Source organism: Kribbella sp. NPDC003505 (assembly GCF_040610875.1).
In the GTDB taxonomy this organism is placed as follows: Bacteria; Actinomycetota; Actinomycetes; order Propionibacteriales; family Kribbellaceae; genus Kribbella.
Window position 1 is genome coordinate 897534 of record NZ_JBEXNA010000002.1, and the last position, 16548, is coordinate 914081.

The window sequence follows — 16548 nt, forward strand, 5'->3', positions numbered from 1 at the left end:
AGTGCGGCAGTTCTGCGAAAGGGGGCGGGGGTGACGATTACGGGACTCGAGACACTGCGCGGATACCAGCGGGGCTGGTTGCGGTCGGACGTGCTCGCCGGGCTGACGGTGGCGGCGTACTTCGTGCCGCAGGTGATGGCCTACGCCCAACTCGCCGGTCTGCCCGCGGTGGCCGGGTTGTGGGCCTCGCTCGGTCCGCTCGTGCTGTACTTCCTGCTCGGTACGTCGCGGCTGCTGTCGATCGGACCGGAGTCGACGACCGCGCTGCTGACCGCCGCCGCGATCGGCCCGCTCGCGGCCGGGGATCCGGCGCGGTACGCCGGGCTGGCCGCCGTACTGGCGCTGATGGTCGGCGCGATCTGCGTCGCCGGATGGGCCGCGCGACTGGGGTTCCTCGCGGACCTGCTGTCCAAACCGGTGCTGATCGGCTACCTGGCCGGCATCGCGGTCCTCATGATCACTGGCCAGCTCGGCCGGCTGACCGGGGCACCGGTCGAGGGTGACTCACCGGGGGCCGAGGTGGTGTCGGCGATCCGCCTGATCCCGGAGTGGGAGCTCGCCCCGGTGCTGCTCTCGGTGACGGCGCTGGCGTCGCTGCTCGCCCTGGCGCGGTGGACGCCGCGTCTGCCCGGCCCGCTGATCGTCGTGGCAGGGGCAGCGCTGGTGACCTGGATAGCCGGACTCGGCGACAAGGGCGTGGCTCTGGTCGGTTCGGTGCCCAGCGGCCTGCCGGTCCCGCAGGTGCCCTCGATCGACCCGCAGGACGTCGCGATGCTGGCGCTGCCCGCCCTCGGCGTCGCACTCGTCGGCTACACCGACACGGTGCTCACCGCCCGTGCCTTCGCCAGCCGCGGCGGCGGGCAGATCGATCCCGGTCGTGAACTGCTCGTCCTCGGACTCGCCAACGTGTCCGCGGGCCTGCTGCGGGGCTTCCCGGTGAGCAGCAGCGGCAGCCGCACCGCCCTGGCAGAGGCTTCCAGCGCCAAGAGCCAGGTTTACTCGCTGGTGGCCGCGCTGACGATCGTTGCGACGCTGGTCTTCGCCGGGCCGCTGCTCGAGACGTTCCCGATCCCCGCGCTCGGCGCCCTCGTCGTCTACGCCGCGCTGCGCCTGATCGAACTGTCCGAGTTCCGCCGGATCGCGTCGTTCCGGCGCAGCGAGCTGCTGTTGGCGGTGGCAACGACCATCGGCGTGGTCGCGCTCGGTGTCCTGTACGGCGTCCTCGTCGCCGTCGGGCTGTCCGTCATCGACCTGCTGCGGCGGGTGGCCCGGCCGCACGACGGGATCCTCGGCTACGTGCCCGGGATCGCCGGGATGCACGACATCGACGACTACCCGGACGCGCGGCCGGTGCCCGGCCTGGTCGTCTACCGGTACGACTCGCCGCTGTTCTTCGCGAACGCCGAGGACTTCCACCGCCGTGCGCTCGCCGCTGCCGACGACTCGCCCACCCCGGTGCGCTGGTTGCTGCTGAACACCGAGGCGAACGTCGAGATCGACATCACCGCGATCGACGCGCTCGACGCACTGCGCGAGGACCTTGCGGCGCGCGGCATCGTGCTCGCGCTGGCCCGGGTCAAGCAGGACCTTCGCGACGATCTCGAGGCCGCCGGCTTCCTCGAACGCCTCGGCCCGGGCCGCGTCTTCTACACCCTTCCGACCGCCGTCGAAGCCTTCAAAAAGGAGTCACCGGGCGGCTAGTACCTCGACCGCCTGGCGGGCGATCTCCCATTCCTCGTTGGTGGGGACGACCAGCACGGCGACCGGGCTGTCCCCGGTGGAGGCGAAGCCGTCGTCGGGGTCGGCGTTCCGCACCGGGTCGAGGTGGATGCCCAGGCCCTCCAGGCCCTGCAGTGCGGCGGCTCGGACCTCGGCCGCATGCTGTCCGACACCGGCGGTGAAGACGATCGCGTCGACCCGTCCGAGGACGGCGTAGTACGCGCCGACGTACTTCTTCAGCCGGTAGCAGTACACGTCGAACGCGAGCTGGGCCCGCTCGTCGCCGGCGGCCCGCCGGCGCGACACCTCGCGGAAGTCGTTCGCGCCGCTGAGGCCCTTCAGCCCCGACTCCTTGTTGAGCGCGCGGTCCGTCTCCTCCGCGGAGCGGCCGGCGACCCGGGCGAGGTGTCCGTGGATCGCGGGGTCGAGGTCGCCCGACCGGGTCCCCATGACGAGACCCTCCAGCGGCGTCAGACCCATCGAGGTGTCCACCGACGTGCCGCCGCGGACGGCGGTCGCGGAGCACCCGTTGCCGAGGTGCAGCACGATCAGGTTCACGTCCTGCACGTCGCGGCCGAGCAGCCGCGCGGCCTGACCGGCCACGAACGAGTGCGACGTGCCGTGGAACCCGTACCGCCGGATGCCGTACTCCTCCAGCCAGGCGCTGGGCACCGCGTAGGTGTAGGCGTACGGCGGCAGCGTCTGGTGGAACGCGGTGTCGAACACCGCGACATGAGGGAGGTCCGGGAGCAGCCGGCGCGCCACCTTGATGCCTTCCAGGTTCGCCGGGTTGTGCAGCGGAGCCAGCGGAACCAGGTCGGTCACGGCCGCGATCAGGTCGTCGTCCACCAGCGCCGGGGCCGCGAACTGGTCGCCGCCGTGCACCACCCGGTGCCCGACGGCCACGATGTCGACGTCACCGAGCGCGGGGCCGTGCGTCTCGAACGCCCGGACGGCAGCCTCGAGCGCGGCCTCGTGATCGGCGACCGGATGGTCGTCGTCGGCGTCACCGTGCGGCCCGTGGTGCACGTGGTGGCTCTGGCCCTCGCCGATCCGCTCGACCAGCCCGGTCGCCGCGGCCTCGCCCGACTTCGCGTCGACCAGGCTGTACTTCAGCGACGAGGACCCGGCGTTGATCACCAGCACGTGCTCACTCATCGGGCCGCCTCCTGCTGGGCCTGGATCGCGGTGATCGCGACCGTGTTGATGATGTCCCGGACGGTGGCGCCGCGGGAGAGGTCGTTGACCGGCTTGCGGAGACCCTGCAGCACCGGACCGACCGCGACCGCGTTGGCCGAACGCTGCACGGCCTTGTACGTGTTGTTGCCGGTGTTCAGGTCCGGGAACACGAACACGGTGGCGCGCCCGGCGACGGGAGAGTCCGGCAGTTTCGTCCGCGCCACGGCGGCGTCGATCGCGGCGTCGTACTGGATCGGGCCCTCGACCGGCAGCCGCGGGGCCCGCTCCCGGACGATGTTCGTTGCCTTGGACACCTTCTCCACGTCGGTGCCGGTGCCGGACGAGCCCGTCGAGTACGACAGCATCGCGACCCGCGGCTGCACCCCGAACGCGGTCGCCGTCGCGGCCGACGAGATCGCGATGTCCGCGAGCTGTTCGGCCGTCGGGTCCGGGTTCACCGCGCAGTCGCCGTACACCAGGACCTGGTCCTGCAGGCACATGAAGAACACCGACGAGACCACCGAGACGTCTGGGACCGTCTTCACCACTTCCAGCGCGGGCCGGATCGTGTGCGCGGTCGTGTGCACGGCGCCCGACACCATCCCGTCCGCGAGGCCGAGCTGGACCATCATCGTGCCGAAGTACGACACGTCCCGGACCAGTTCGCGAGCCCGGTCGAGGTCGACGCCGCGGTGCTGCCGCAGCCGGTGGTACTCGGCGGCGAACCGCTCGGTCAGGTCGCTGTGCTCCGGATGGACGACCTGTGCCGCGGTCACGTCGACGCCGAGGCTCGCGGCCTTCGCGCTGATCACGGTCGGGTCGCCGAGCAGGGTGAGGTCGGCGACGCCGCGCCGGAGCAGCACGTCGGCGGCGCGCAGGATCCGCTCCTCGTCGCCCTCCGGCAGCACGATGTGCCGGCGGTCGGACACGGCGCGGTCGACCAGCCGGTGCTCGAACATCAGCGGTGTCACCGCGCTGCTGCGGGCGAGTGCGAGCTGGTCGAGCAGCGCCGGGCCGTCGACGTACTGGTCGAAGAGCGTCAGGGCGGTGTCGACCTTGCGCGGCGAGTCCTTCGTCAGCCGGCCGCGGACGGCGGTGAGCCTGGCGGACGTGGCCTGCGTGCCGAGGCCGGTCTCGATGATCGGGAGCGTGACGCCGAGGCCCTCGATCAGCCGTTGCACCTGGCCGGGCAGCTCGAAGCCGCCGTTCAGCACGATGGCCGAGATCTGCGGGAAGGTCCGCGAGGCGTGGGCCATCAGGACGCCGAGCACGACCTCCGGGCGGTCGCCGGCGGTGACCACCGCGGCGCCGTCGAAGAGCCGGTCCAGCACGTTCGGCATCGTCATCCCGGCGATCATCAGCCCGGTGACCTCGCGGGTCAGCAGTTGCGGATCGCCGCTGACCAGCGAGCCGTCGATCGGCGCGAGCAGGTCGGCGACCAGCGGCTGGTTCAGCACCGGCTGCTCGGGAATCGCGAACGCCGGTGCGCCGATGCCGTCGAGTGCCGCGACCACCGGAGTGCTCTCGCCGTCCACGCGATTGGCGATCACTGCGAACAGCGAGCCGTGGTTCGCGGTCAGCTCGGCCGCGGCCATGTCGGCGATCGCCCGGACCTCGTACGGCGTCCGGCCGAAGCCGTTGACCACGAGCAGCACCGGCGCGCCGAGGTTGGCCGCGATCTTGGCGTTGAACGAGAACTCGGTCGGCGTGCCGACGTCGGTGTAGTCGCTGCCGACGACGAGCACCGCGTCCGCCTGCTCGGCGACCGCGTGGTACCGCTGCACGATCGTGTCCAGCGCGGCCTCGGGGTCCGCGTGCACCTCCTCGTACGTGACGCCGGCGCCGTCCTCGTACGACTGCTCGACCGCGTCCTGCGCGATCAGCAGGTCGAGGACGTAGTCGCGGCCGCCGTGGGTGGCGGCGTCCGCCCGCACGATCGGCCGGAACACGGCCACCCGCCCGACCCGGCGGGACAGTTGATGGAGCACGCCGAGCGCGACCGTCGATTTGCCGGTCGTCCCCTCCACCGAAGCAACGTAAACACTGCTACCCATACCGCGAACCCTACGGAACCGCGGGTCGCGTCAACGCGTGCAGGTGGTCGACCATGGTGTCGACCGCGATCCGCAGCGGCGCCGGGTCGCGGCTCACCTGGCTCAGCAGCAGCCCGCCCTGGACGGCCGCGAGCATCGCGACCGCCAGTGCGGCGGGGTCCGCCTGCGAGGCGAGCTCACCGCGCGCCTGCAGGTCGGCCAGCCCCTCCCGGATCAGCTCCTGCCAGCGGGCGAAGGCGGCGGCCAGTTGGGTCCGCGCGACCGGATCGCTGTCGGACAGATCGCTGGCCAGCGACCCGAGCGGGCAGCCGCCGACGCACTGCATCTCGGTCAGGATGCTGACCATCACGTCCCGCCACCGGCCGAGCGAGTCGATCGTGTCCAGGCGTTGCAGGCAGTCCTGATGGACGTCGAGCACCTGCGTCGTCTGGTGCTCGATCACCGCCGTCACCAGGGCGTCCTTGCCGGGGAAGTAGTGGTACAGCTGCGAGGGGCTGACCCCCGCGGCGGCCTGGATGTCCTCGATCGTGGTGCGGGCGACGCCCTGCTCGAGCATCAGCCGCGCCGCGGCCGCGACGATCCGGTCGTGGGTCGCCTGGCCCTTCCTGGTCAGTCGCCGGGCGGTCTCGGTCATGCCACCCACCGTACGGATTTTGGAGTTGATACTCCAATTTGATCGGAGAACCATCGGTACCGGCAACTCCGAACCAGAGGATGGAACCGATATGACGCAGGACTTCGCCGGCCGGACTGCGCTCGTGACCGGCGGCAACAGTGGCATCGGCCGGGCCGTGGCGGGGCAGCTCGCCCGGCGTGGTGCGCACGTGGTGCTCAGCGGGCGGGACATCGCCCGGGGGAGCAGGGCGGTCGAGGAGATCCGGGCCGACGGCGGGACGGCGGACTTCGTGCCGGCGGACCTGACCGACCTGGCGAGCGTGCGGTCGCTGGCCAAGCAGGCGATCGAGCTCGGCGGCGGGCACGTCGACGTGCTGGTCAACAACGCGGGGATCTTCCCGTTCGGGCCGACGGCAGAGGTGCCGGACAGCGACTTCGACGCGGTGTACGCCGTGAACGTGCGGGCGCCGTTCTACCTGGTCGCCGAGCTGGCCCCGCTGATGGCGGCGCGCGGAGCGGGCGCGATCGTCAACGTGACCACGATGGTCGCGTCCATCGGCATGGCCGGGATGGCGGCGTACGGCTCGAGCAAGGCGGCGGTGGAGCTGCTGACGCGGGCCTGGGCGGCCGAGTTCGGCCCGGCCGGCGTCCGGGTGAACGCGGTCAGCCCTGGACCCACCCGGACCGAGGGCACTGCTGTGATGGGCGAGAACCTCGACCACCTCGCCGGCACCACACCGCTGCAGCGGGTCGGGACCCCGGACGAGGTGGCCGAGGGCATCGTCTTCCTCGCCTCCGACGCGGCATCCCTGATCCACGGCGCGACCCTCCCCGTGGACGGCGGCCGCCTGGCGGTCTGACCGTCGACGACGGATTCCCCCGCCGGTCCTGCCGGCGGGGGTCTGCGTCACTCGGGGCGGGGGGTGAAGACCGCGAACTGGCTGCCGGACGGGTCGCGGAGATAGGCGAAGTCGGGGGTGCCGCCGCCGGTGCCGATGCGCTTGTTCACCACGGTGCCGCCGAGCTGCTCGGCCTCCGCGCAGGTCGTCTCGACGTCCGCGACCAGGATGTAGAAGACGGCGTGGTTGGGCAGTTCGCCGTTGGTGGCGAACAGGCCGCCCATCGGCTGCTGGGCGCCCTGCGCCGTGATGTTGCGGTAGTCGAGGCCGCCGGACGTCAGGCTCCCGGACGACTCGAACGACCAGTTGAACAACCCGCCGTAGAACTTCTCGGCGGTCTCCGGGTCGTCGCTCGCGACCTCGAACCAGGCCAGCGTGCCAGGGGTGGGAGTACTCATGGATCTCTCCTTCGACGTAGAACGTGTCAACGAGAACCACGCTCCCAGCGGTTCGCGACAGCCCTATGTCGGTGTTGGAAAAAGATCCTCGGGACGCAGCGCGGCGGCCGGGAGTTTGGTCTCGTACCCGTCCACCTGCAGGCGGCCCGACGCCGGCGGCCGCTGCGGCAGCGTCGCCGACGGCTCGGCCTTGGTGATCCGGTCCATCCGGAACACCCGCTCCTCCTGACGCAGCTGACACCAACCGGTCAGGTACGACCCGTTGGGCCCGACGACGACGTGCTGCGGCTCGATCTCCCGGAGCGTCTCGACGCCGTCGCCGTTCGTGTACTGGATCCGCAGGACGCGGTTGTCGCGCACCGCCCGCCAGACCTGCTCGGCGATCTCGCCGTCCGGATCCGGGACCGGCCGCACCAGCAGCCGGACCTTGGCCGCCGCCGCCCGCGCCTCGTCGAGATCGCGCTGCGGCATCGCGGCCACGATCTTCTGCAGCGCGGTCCGCGCGTCCCGCGCGAACAGCACGTGGTCGCCGCGGCTCAGCGCGACCGCGACCGCCATCGCCTCCCGCGCGCTGAAGTTGAGCGGCGGGAGACTCATCGACCGGTCCACCGAATACCCTCCGGTGCGGCCCTGCTTGGTCGCCAGCGGAACGCCGGCCTGCCCGAGCGCGCTGAGATCGCGCTCGATGGTCCGCACGCTCACCTCGAACCGCGCCGCCAGTTGCCGCGCCGTCCGCCCTCGTGGCCCGGCCGCGCGCAGTTCCTCCGCGAGCGCGTACAGCCGATCGATCCGGTTCATACCCGCAGGCTAGGGGCCGCCACGGACAGGTTTACTCCGGATCTACTGCGGAAGCTCGGAGCCGGTGCGCTCGGCGACCATGTAGGCGGCGTACCAGGCCGGCCAGTTCTCGTCGGCCTTGCCGGTGCGGGCCTCGTGCTCGCCGTGAGCGGCGGCGGCGCGCTTGAGGGCGGCCTCGAGGTCGTCGACCGAGCCGTACGTCGCGTCCTCGACGCGCCCGGGCAGCCGCTTGGTGACCTCCTGGAGCAGCCAGGTGTTGCCGTCGGGGTCGCTGAACGTCGCGAACGAGCCGTAGCTGGACCGCTCGTCGGCCGGACCGGTCACCCGTGCGCCGCTGTCGCCGGGCTCGAACTGGGCGCCCGGCGCGGCCGGGTGGAAGACCTCGCTGACCTTGGCGCCGTGCGCGAGCAGCTCGGCCCGCGCCGCCTCGACGTCCGAGACGACCAGGTAGAGGCCCTGCGCGGTGCCCGGTGCGGCTGTCGTGATGTTGGTGCCGAACTGAACCGAGGCGGGGGAGCCCGGCGGGGTGAACTGGACGACCCGGAACCCGTTGTCGAACGCGAAGTCCGCGTCCAGCCGCCAGCCGAGGCCGGTGTAGAACTCCTTGGCGCGATCCGTGTCGGCGACCGGGACGACGACGGCTTCGAGCTTCAGGTCGGTGCTGCTCATGACTTCCTCCTGGGATGAACGTTTTCGCTGACCACCAATCTGCCGCTCCGGGGCCCCCGTGACACCAGTGAGAATCCCTGGTCATTACCAGGGCACCCCGGTGCCCCGCCCTAGAGTGCTGTCGCGTGGACCACCAGATCGTTCTGATTGCCGGAGCGGGACTCGCGATCATGATCGCGGCCTCGGTGTTCGCGCGGCGGACCGGCGTCGCGGCGCCGCTGCTGCTGGTCGCGCTGGGGATCGGGGCGAGTTACCTGCCGAGTACGCCGGCCATCCACCTCGAGCCGGAGATCATCCTCGCCGGGGTCCTCCCGCCGCTGCTCTACGCGTCGGCGGTCCAGCTCCCGGTGCTCGACGTACGGCGGAACTTCGGGCTGATCGCGTGGCTGTCGATCGTGATGGTGATCGTGTCGGCGCTGGTGATCGGCGCGCTGGTGCACGCGCTGTTCCCGAGCATCTCGTTCGCGCTCGCCACGGCGCTGGGCGCGGTCGTGAGCCCGACGGACGCGGTGGCGGCGACCGCGATCGGCCACCGGGTCGGACTCCCGCCCCGCCTGATGACCGTGCTCGAAGGCGAGAGTCTCGTCAACGACGCCTCGGCGCTGGTCGTTCTGCGGACGGCGGTCGCCGCGCTCGCCGTCACCGCCCACTTCAGCCTCGGCCACACCGTCCTGGACTTCGCCTGGGCGGTCGTCGGCGCGATCCTGATCGGGGCGGCCGTCGGGCTGCTCACCGTGGTCCTGCGGCAGCGACTCGACGACCCGGTGCTGAACACGACGATCTCGTTCGCGGTGCCGTTCCTCGCGTACTTCCCGGCCGAGGAGGCACACGCGTCCGGCGTACTCGCGGTGGTCGTCGCCGGGCTGCTGACCGGAGCGCTCGGCAGCCGCAAGTTCAGCGCGCGTGACCGGCAGACGCAGGCGACCACCTGGACGACGATCAGCTTCATCCTGGAGAGCGGCGTCTTCCTCGCGATGGGGTACCAGTTGCCGGAGCTCGTCGACGACGCCCGCGCGGAGACGACGCTCGGCGAGATCACCGCGCTCGTCCTGCTGGTGGTCGGCCTGCTGGTCGTGTTGCGGTTCCTCGGCCTGGCGTGGCCGGCGCTGCAGGGCCGGTTCGGGCGGAACGACCGCACCGAGCAGGTCCGCGCGCAGCTGGACCAGTTCGAGGAGCATCTGGACTCGATGGAGCCGTCCGGCGCGCGCGAGGAGAACCGGCTCGCCTGGGCCCGCAAGCGGCTGGCGCGGGGCCGTGCGGACGTCGACTTCGAGGAGCGGGAGCCGATCACCGGTCGTGGTCTGCTGGTCCTCGCCTGGGCCGGGATGCGGGGCGTCGTGACGGTCGCCGCCGCGCAGACGATTCCCGCCGGTACGCCGCACCGCGCGACCGTCGTGCTCGCCGCGTTCATCGTCGCGCTGATCACGCTGGTGCTGTTCGGGCTGTCGCTGCCCGCGGTGATCGCGCGGATGCGGTTCCGGCCGGAGAGCGCCGAGGACAAGCGCGACTCGGTGCAGGCGCTGATGCGGCGGATCGGTGAGTCGGCGATCGACGCCGTCGGCCCGCTCGAGGAGCAGACCGTCGACGGCGAACCGCTCGACCCGGTCGTGGTCAGCACGCTGAAGGACCGGATCGTGCCGCGCCTGGTCTCCGGGAGCCGGCAGCTGCGCGAGACCAAGGCGGACACCCGGGAACAGATGGAGATCCTGCAGCGCCGCTACCTCGACGCGATGCGGGAGGCGCTCGGGAACGAACGCAGCATCGGGGCCTACAGTTCCGAGACGTACCGCCAGGTCGAAGGCTTCCTGGACACCGTCGAACAGCGCTTCACGACCGCCTGAGCCTCACCAGTCCGCGACGCGCTCCTGGCTGCGGTCCTCGGTGGCGACCAGGACGTCGAGGAGGAACTCCTGGAGGTCGGTGCGGATGTCTCGATGCAGCGGGTCGTCCCACAGGTTCTGCAACTCGTCCGGGTCCGTGGCGAGGTCGTACAGCTCGCCGGTCCGCTCCCTGGAGGTCGCGGGGGAGCCGTGCTGGACGACGAGCTTCCAGCGATCGCGCCGGAGCATCGTGAGGTGCACCGGTGGTGTGTACGGATGCCCGCTGTTGCGGTACTCGCTCAGCGCCCAACCGCGGCCCGCGCCGCGCTCGGTGACCAACGGCAGCAGGTCCTGCCCTTCACCGCGGACGGGCAGCCCGGCGGCGGTGAGGATCGTGGCGGACAGGTCGATCCACTGGACGAGGTCGTCGCAGCGGGTGCCGGCCGGGACGGCCGCGGGCCAGCGCACGACGAGTGGAACCCGCACGGCCTGCTCGTACAGCATCGGGCCCTTCAGCATCAGCCGGTGGTCGCCGAGCATCTCGCCGTGATCGCTGGTGAAGATCACCAAGGTGTCCTGGGTGAGGCCTTCGGCGTCGAGCGCGTCGAGGATCCGGCCGACCTCGTCGTCGACGAGCGTCACCATTGCGTAGTACGCCGCCTTGACCTCCTGCAACTCCTCCGGGCTGTACGACGTGAAGCCGCGCGCGTGACCGGCGTACGACGCCTGCGACGCCTCGGTCTGGATCGGCGGCTTGCCGGTCAGGTCGTCGGGCAGCGGGCGGCTGAGCTCCCGCTCGCGGTAGCGGCGGACGTACTCCTCCGGGGCGCCGAAGCCGTGATGCGGATCGAAGAAGTTCGCGACGAACAGGAACGGCTTGCCGCGCTCGCGGGAGTGGGTGAGGAAGTCGATCGTCTGCTCGCCGATCCAGTGGCTGTAGTGCAGGTCGGTCGGCAATGTGTCGTAGTCGATGTCCGCGCCCGCGAGGTCGGGGCGCAGCGTGCGGAGCCAGCGGTGGTACTCGTTCTCGGAGGAGCCGGGGTACGGATCGTGGGCCCAGCGGAAGACGCGGAAGCCGTCGTCGTGCCGCTTCTCGGAACGGCCGCCGAAGCACGCGTTGAGGTGGAACTTGCCGACCAGGCCGCAGTCGTAGCCCGCGTCGGCGAGGTCCTTGCTGAACAGCCGCGCCTCGTCGGGCAGGCCGACGCCGTTGGCCCACAGGCCGTGCTGGTGCACGTAACGGCCGGTCATCAGGCTGGCGCGGGAGGGAGCGCAGACCGGGTTCTGCACATAGCAGTTGCCGAACAGCGCGCCCTGGCTCGCGAGCCGGTCGAGGTTCGGCGTGTCGATCTCGTCGTTGCCGGCGGCACCCAGCGCGGAGAACCGCTGCTGGTCGGTGCAGAGAAGCAGGACGTTAGGCGGCATGCGGACCAGTCTATTAAATCTGGAGCATTGACAAAAAGAGGGCGTGCCGGACAGAGTCGGGTGCCGTGGGGACGGAACCGTCCGGGCCGCTGCGGCTGCTCCGGGAGACACACGAGGAACGAGTGCTCAGCGCACTCCGCACCCGGGGCGCGCTGACCCGCGCCCAACTCGTCGAGCAGACGAACCTGTCGCGCGCGACGCTCTCGTCGATCGTCCAGACGTTGCTGGGCCGGCAGGCCCTGACGGAGACGAGCGAGGAGGCGACCACCGGTCGGGGGCGTGGACGGCCCGTCTCGATGCTCACGCTGAACCCGGCCGGCGGGCTCGCGCTCGGTATGGACCTCGGCCACCGCGGCGTCCAGGTGACGATCGCGAACGTCGCGCACGAGGTGGTCGCCTCGGACGCGGTCGCCTGTGCGGAACGGACGCCGTCGGCGCGCCGCCTGGAGCTTGCGCTCGACCTGGTCGACGACCTGACCAGCAGGCACGAGATCTCTCTGGCCGCGCTGGCCGGAGTCGGGGTCGGCATCGTCGGGCCGGTGACGGGCGATGCGAGCCGGCCGGAGCCGGGTGCGGACTTGGTGCGCGACACTCTCGGCGCGCGTTTCGACGTACCGGTGTTCGTCGACAACAACACCCGTCTGGCTGCGCTGGCCGAGGCGGTCTGGGGCGCCGGCGCCGGTGTGAGCAGCGCGTTGTATCTGCGGCTGTCGTACGGCGTCGGCGGCGGGCTGGTGCTCGGCGGACGGCTGTTCGCGGGCGCAGGCGGCGCGGCGGGGGAGCTCGGGCACATCAGCGTGGATCGCGACGGACCGGCATGTCAGTGCGGCGGCCGGGGCTGCCTCGAACGGTACGTCTCGTTGACGACCCTGCAAGAGCGATGCACAGACGTTCTCGAAGCGCGCGATGCCGGGGCTCATGAGGTCTTGGCCGAAGCCGGCGCGCGGATCGGCGAAGTGCTGGCAGCCGCCTGCAACACGGTCAACCCAGAGGTCGTCGTGGTCGGCGGGGAGCTGGCCGACACCGGCGACCACCTGTTCGCCCCGTTGCGAGCGGCGTTCGGCCGGTACACCCACAGTCAGGTCCGCCGGACCGCGCGAATCACCCGCGCGGCGCTCGGTCCCGACGCCGCGGCCCGCGGCGGCATCGCCCTCGTCCTCACGACAACACCGCAGGAGGCCTCCCGCCCGTGACAGCTGCCGCCACGATCGACATCCACCGCGACCGGCGCCACACCATCGACCCGATGATCTACGGGCACTTCCTGGAGTCCGCGTTCTTCGGCAACATCGAGGGCGGCGTGTTCGACGAGGGCTCGCCGCTGGCGTACGGCGGAGACGGCGCGCGCAACGGCCTGCGCAGCGACGTGATCGGGCTCTGCCGCGAACTCGGGCTCCCGGTGGTCCGCTGGCCGGGCGGCAACTTCACCTCGCCGTACCACTGGGAGGACGGCGTCGGCCCGCGTGAGTCCCGCCCGCGGCGGCTCGAGCCGGCCTGGGGCTCGGAGGAGACCAACCGGTTCGGCACGGACGAGTTCCTCGCCTGGTGCGCCGAGGTCGGGACCGAGCCGTATCTCGCCCACAGCTGCCGGGACGTCGACGACGCGGTCCGCTGGGTCGAGTACACCAACTACGGCGGCGACACCGAGTACACCCGGCAGCGCGCCCGCAACGGGCACCCGGCGCCGTACGGCGTGAAGTACTGGGGCCTCGGCAACGAGGTGTACGGCGACTGGCAGATGGGGCACCGCACCGCCGCCGCGTACGCCGCCGACGCGGCCGAGCACGCCCGCTTCATGCGAGCCGTCGACCCGTCGCTGAAGTTCGTCGCGGTCGGGAAGACCGACGACCGGGACGGCTGGACCGAGACCGTACTAGGGGCTGTCGGCGACCAGATCGACTACCTGTCGTTCCACCTGTACGGCGCGACGACGCAGCTGGTCGACGGCGCCGCGGAATACGAAGCGATCGTTGCCCAGTCGCTCTATTTCGAGCAGCAGATCGTCGAGTACTCCGACCTGGTCGAGCGTTTCGCCGGGGACCGCCCGCTCGCGTTGTCGCTCGACGAGTGGAACATCCGGCACGTCGAGCCTGCCGCCTGGCCGGACCCGCAGCCGTCGGACGACGGCGGCACGGTCGCGCGCGACGTCGACGGCCTGCCGACCGCGCCGGCGCACCGGGTGAACCGGTGGAGCCCGAGAACGCTCGCCGATGCGCTCTTCTACGCCGGTGTCTTCCACGCCCTGCACCGCGCCGGCGGCCGTGAGGTCCCGGTCGCGATGGCGAACACGGTGAACCTGCTCAACGCGAACGGCGTCATCGTCGCGCGGCCCGCCGGCGCGGTGCGCGCGGCGACCTACCACGTCTGGGACCTGTACCAGAACCACCTCGGCCCGGTCGCGCTGTCCGCCGACGTCCGGTCGCCCGGCAGACTGACCGCCGTACGGCAGGGGGACGAGCGCGATCGCCGGGGCGAGTTCCGCAGCTACCCGGCGACCGTCCCGGACCTCGACGTCTCCGCGACGCAGACGACCGACGGCCGCTCGCTCCGAGTCGCCGTCATCAACCGCCACCGCGACACGGCGATCCGCGCCGCCCTGACGCTCGGCGGCGGCCGGCTTCCGGCCCGAGCAGCGGTGACGCAGTTGAGCGCGGACGACGTGCTCGCGACCAACACGCTCACCACACCCGACGCCGTCAGCCTGCGGGACCTGGGAACCACCGAGCTGGTGGACGGCGGCTACGACTTCCCGCCGCACAGCATCACCGTGCTGCGCTTCGATATCAGCTGAGGTCGAGGCGCATCAGGATGCGTGGATGCCCGGCCAGTGTCGACGTAGTGTCTGCGGCCTTGGTGAACCCGGCGCGCTCGAAGTTCTTGCGGATACCGGCGTACGCCATCGTCAGATCGACCTTGCTGCCACCGTTGTCGAGCGGATAGGCCTCGACGGCCGGCGCTCCGTTCGCGCGGGCGAAGTCGACGGCGCCGGCGATCAGCGCGTGCGAGATCCCCTGACCGCGATGACCCGGCCGGACCCGGACACACCACAACGACCACACCGGCAGGTCGTCCACGTGCGGGATCTTCCGGTTGCGGGCGAAGGTCGTTTCCGCGCGCGGTGCGATCGCGGCCCAGCCGACCGGCGTGTCACCGTCGTACGCGAGCACGCCGGGTGCCGGCGTCGCCGCGCACAGGCCCGCGACGTACTCGGCGCGTTCCGGGCCGCGCAGCGCGTTGTTGAGCTTGGACGGGATGCGGTAGCTGAGGCAGAAGCAGACGTTGGCCGTCGGCGACTTCGGCCCGATCACCGCCCGCACGTCCTCGAAGACACTGGCCGGCCGTACGCCGATACTCATGGCGCCACCTCGGCCTGCAGAAGCTGGTTGTGGATCATGAACGCCGTCCGCAGCTCCTTGTAGCCGACCCGGTCGAACAGGACCGTCATCGCCGTGCCGTCGTAGTGCTCGACCAGCCCGGCCCCGAACGCGCGATGCACGACTCGGCTGCCGACCGGAAACGGCTGGTCCTCGGGCGGCGCCGCGGTCCGGCCCGCGAGGTCGTTGTCACAGTTGCCGCACGGGCCGTCGTACCGCTCGCCGAAGTAGCTGAGCAGCCATTCGCGACGGCACCCGCCGTACTCCGCGTAGCCGGCCATCATCTCCACGCGGGAGCGGGCCACCTCGCGACGGTCGTGCTCGACCGCCGAGGCCGCGGCGACAGCAGCGTCCACCGGGCCGGTCAGACGGAACTGATGGCCGACGGCGACGACGCGGGCGTCGGTCAGCCGGCCGAGGGCACGCTCGACCCGGGCCGTGCTCAGTCCGGTGGCCTGGGCCAGCGCGGCGACGTCCTGCGGCCGGTGGTCGTGGATCGCGGTGGCGACCGCGAGCAGGTCCTCGTCGGTGACGCCGCCGGAGGCGAAGAAACGGTTCAGGCCGAGGTCGGCGTGCCGGAAGAACAGCTCGATGTCGGCCGGTTCGCCGTCCCGCCCGGCGCGGCCGATCTCCTGGTAGTACGCGTCGACCGACGCCGGCGCCTCGGCGTGGCTGACCCAGCGGATGTCCGGTTTGTCGATCCCCATCCCGAACGCGATCGTGGCGACCACGACCCGGCAGCCGCCGGCGAGAAAGGTGTCCTGCACCTCGCGGCGCTGCTTGGCCGGCAGCCCGGCGTGGTACGCCTGCGCGGCGACGCCGGCTGTGCCGAGCTCGTGCGCGAGCTCCTCGGCATGCCGATGCGTGCCGACGTACACGATGCCCGGCCCGCGCGACGAGCGGACGTGGCTGAGCAGCCGGCGGTTCTTCGTGTCGTCGTCGGCGAAGGCGAACACGGCGAGGTTGAGGTTGGGGCGGTCGAACCCGCCGACCACGACGGCGGGTTCGTTCAGCTCCAGGCGATGCACGATCTCCTTGCGGACCGGCGGCGCGGCGGTCGCCGTGAGCGCGAGCACCGGCGGACGTCCCATCGCGCGGATCGCGGCCGCGAGCCGCAGGTAGTCCGGCCGGAAGTCCGCACCCCACTCGCTGACCAGATGTGCCTCGTCGACGGCCACCAGCGTCGGCCGGGACGCGGCGAGCAACTCCAGTACGTCGGGATGCGTCAGCTGCTCGGGGGAGAGCAGCACGAACCCCGGCCGGTTGCTCGTCAGCAGCTCGTGGGCGGCGTGCCGGCCGGCGCGATCGATCGCGTTCAGTTCCGCGACCTCGACACCGGCCGGCCGCAACGCCCTTAGCTGGTCCCGCTGCAACGCCACCAGCGGGCTGACCACCACAGTCACTCCGCCGAGCGCCAGGCCGGCCAACTGGTAGATCGCGGTCTTCCCGGTGCCCGTGGCCAGGACGGCAAGCACATCCCGCCCGTCCAGCACAGACCGTACGGCGTCCTCCTGGCCGGCCCGCAGGGACTCGAACCCCAGCCGCTCGCGGGCGAGTGCTACGACGTCGACACCCATGCCCCGAACCGTAGTACAGCG

General features: G+C 71.5%; 14 protein-coding genes. 5 read left to right on the top strand and 9 right to left on the bottom strand.

Translation table 11 applies throughout. The annotated features are described in order from the left end of the window. The first annotated feature begins 30 nt into the window (after positions 1 to 30). Positions 31 to 1701 carry a sulfate permease gene (sulP, locus tag ABZX12_RS08785; RefSeq protein WP_355691198.1) on the top strand — a complete coding sequence of 557 codons (1671 nt, stop codon included), beginning with the start codon at positions 31 to 33 and terminating at the stop codon, positions 1699 to 1701. On the opposite strand, the gene ABZX12_RS08790 is transcribed toward sulP, so the two are convergent. From ABZX12_RS08790 to ABZX12_RS08800, 3 genes are read right to left on the bottom strand one after another with little or no spacing between them, the layout of a single operon-like run. Beyond that, on the bottom strand, positions 1687 to 2877 hold the full coding sequence (locus ABZX12_RS08790; protein ID WP_355691199.1) for an acetate kinase: 1191 nt from the start codon (positions 2875 to 2877) through the stop codon (positions 1687 to 1689). The genes sulP and ABZX12_RS08790 overlap by 15 nt on opposite strands. Beyond that, on the bottom strand, positions 2874 to 4952 hold the full coding sequence (pta, locus tag ABZX12_RS08795) for a phosphate acetyltransferase (RefSeq protein ID WP_355691200.1): 2079 nt from the start codon (positions 4950 to 4952) through the stop codon (positions 2874 to 2876). Before pta ends, ABZX12_RS08790 begins: the two co-directional genes overlap by 4 nt. A 10-nt stretch (positions 4953 to 4962) precedes the next feature. Next, positions 4963 to 5586 (bottom strand): TetR/AcrR family transcriptional regulator, encoded by a 624-nt coding sequence (locus tag ABZX12_RS08800; RefSeq protein WP_355691201.1) that lies wholly within the window; start codon positions 5584 to 5586, stop codon positions 4963 to 4965. 91 nt (positions 5587 to 5677) lie between these two features. Between ABZX12_RS08800 and ABZX12_RS08805 the strand changes: the two genes are divergently transcribed. Beyond that, complete coding sequence (locus ABZX12_RS08805; protein ID WP_355691203.1) at positions 5678 to 6427, top strand: SDR family NAD(P)-dependent oxidoreductase; 750 nt, start codon at positions 5678 to 5680, stop codon at positions 6425 to 6427. A 47-nt stretch (positions 6428 to 6474) separates the two neighbouring features. Here the strand turns inward: ABZX12_RS08805 and ABZX12_RS08810 are convergent, their stop codons facing one another. The 3 genes from ABZX12_RS08810 to ABZX12_RS08820 form a co-directional block, all read right to left on the bottom strand. Then, entirely contained in the window at positions 6475 to 6864 is a 390-nt protein-coding gene (locus ABZX12_RS08810; RefSeq protein ID WP_355691204.1) for a VOC family protein, read from the bottom strand. Positions 6865 to 6927: 63 nt separating this feature from the next. Beyond that, complete coding sequence (locus tag ABZX12_RS08815) at positions 6928 to 7662, bottom strand: YafY family protein (RefSeq protein WP_355691206.1); 735 nt, start codon at positions 7660 to 7662, stop codon at positions 6928 to 6930. 42 nt (positions 7663 to 7704) lie between these two features. Continuing rightward, positions 7705 to 8331 (bottom strand): VOC family protein, encoded by a 627-nt coding sequence (locus tag ABZX12_RS08820; RefSeq protein ID WP_355691208.1) that lies wholly within the window; start codon positions 8329 to 8331, stop codon positions 7705 to 7707. A 125-nt stretch (positions 8332 to 8456) separates the two neighbouring features. Here ABZX12_RS08820 and ABZX12_RS08825 point away from each other — a divergent pair, with 125 nt between their 5' ends. Further along, entirely contained in the window at positions 8457 to 10172 is a 1716-nt protein-coding gene (locus tag ABZX12_RS08825; protein WP_355691209.1) for a sodium:proton antiporter, read from the top strand. A gap of 3 nt (positions 10173 to 10175) precedes the next feature. Here ABZX12_RS08825 and ABZX12_RS08830 read toward each other — a convergent pair whose 3' ends face one another. Continuing rightward, entirely contained in the window at positions 10176 to 11576 is a 1401-nt protein-coding gene (locus tag ABZX12_RS08830; RefSeq protein WP_355691210.1) for a sulfatase-like hydrolase/transferase, read from the bottom strand. A gap of 65 nt (positions 11577 to 11641) precedes the next feature. Here ABZX12_RS08830 and ABZX12_RS08835 point away from each other — a divergent pair, with 65 nt between their 5' ends. Both ABZX12_RS08835 and ABZX12_RS08840 read left to right on the top strand, forming a co-directional pair. Beyond that, the gene (locus tag ABZX12_RS08835; protein ID WP_355691212.1) at positions 11642 to 12769 is read left to right on the top strand and encodes an ROK family protein; all 1128 of its coding nucleotides are present in this window, start codon (positions 11642 to 11644) and stop codon (positions 12767 to 12769) included. Next, positions 12766 to 14367 carry an alpha-L-arabinofuranosidase C-terminal domain-containing protein gene (locus ABZX12_RS08840; protein ID WP_355691214.1) on the top strand — a complete coding sequence of 534 codons (1602 nt, stop codon included), beginning with the start codon at positions 12766 to 12768 and terminating at the stop codon, positions 14365 to 14367. The genes ABZX12_RS08835 and ABZX12_RS08840 overlap by 4 nt, the downstream gene beginning before the upstream one ends. Here the strand turns inward: ABZX12_RS08840 and ABZX12_RS08845 are convergent. After that, the gene (locus ABZX12_RS08845) at positions 14360 to 14932 is read right to left on the bottom strand and encodes a GNAT family N-acetyltransferase (protein ID WP_355691216.1); all 573 of its coding nucleotides are present in this window, start codon (positions 14930 to 14932) and stop codon (positions 14360 to 14362) included. The two genes, ABZX12_RS08840 and ABZX12_RS08845, sit on opposite strands and share 8 nt — an antisense overlap. After that, positions 14929 to 16527: a RecQ family ATP-dependent DNA helicase gene (locus tag ABZX12_RS08850; RefSeq protein ID WP_355691218.1), complete on the bottom strand. Its 1599-nt coding sequence runs from the start codon at positions 16525 to 16527 to the stop codon at positions 14929 to 14931. Before ABZX12_RS08850 ends, ABZX12_RS08845 begins: the two co-directional genes overlap by 4 nt. Positions 16528 to 16548: the final 21 nt, after the last annotated feature.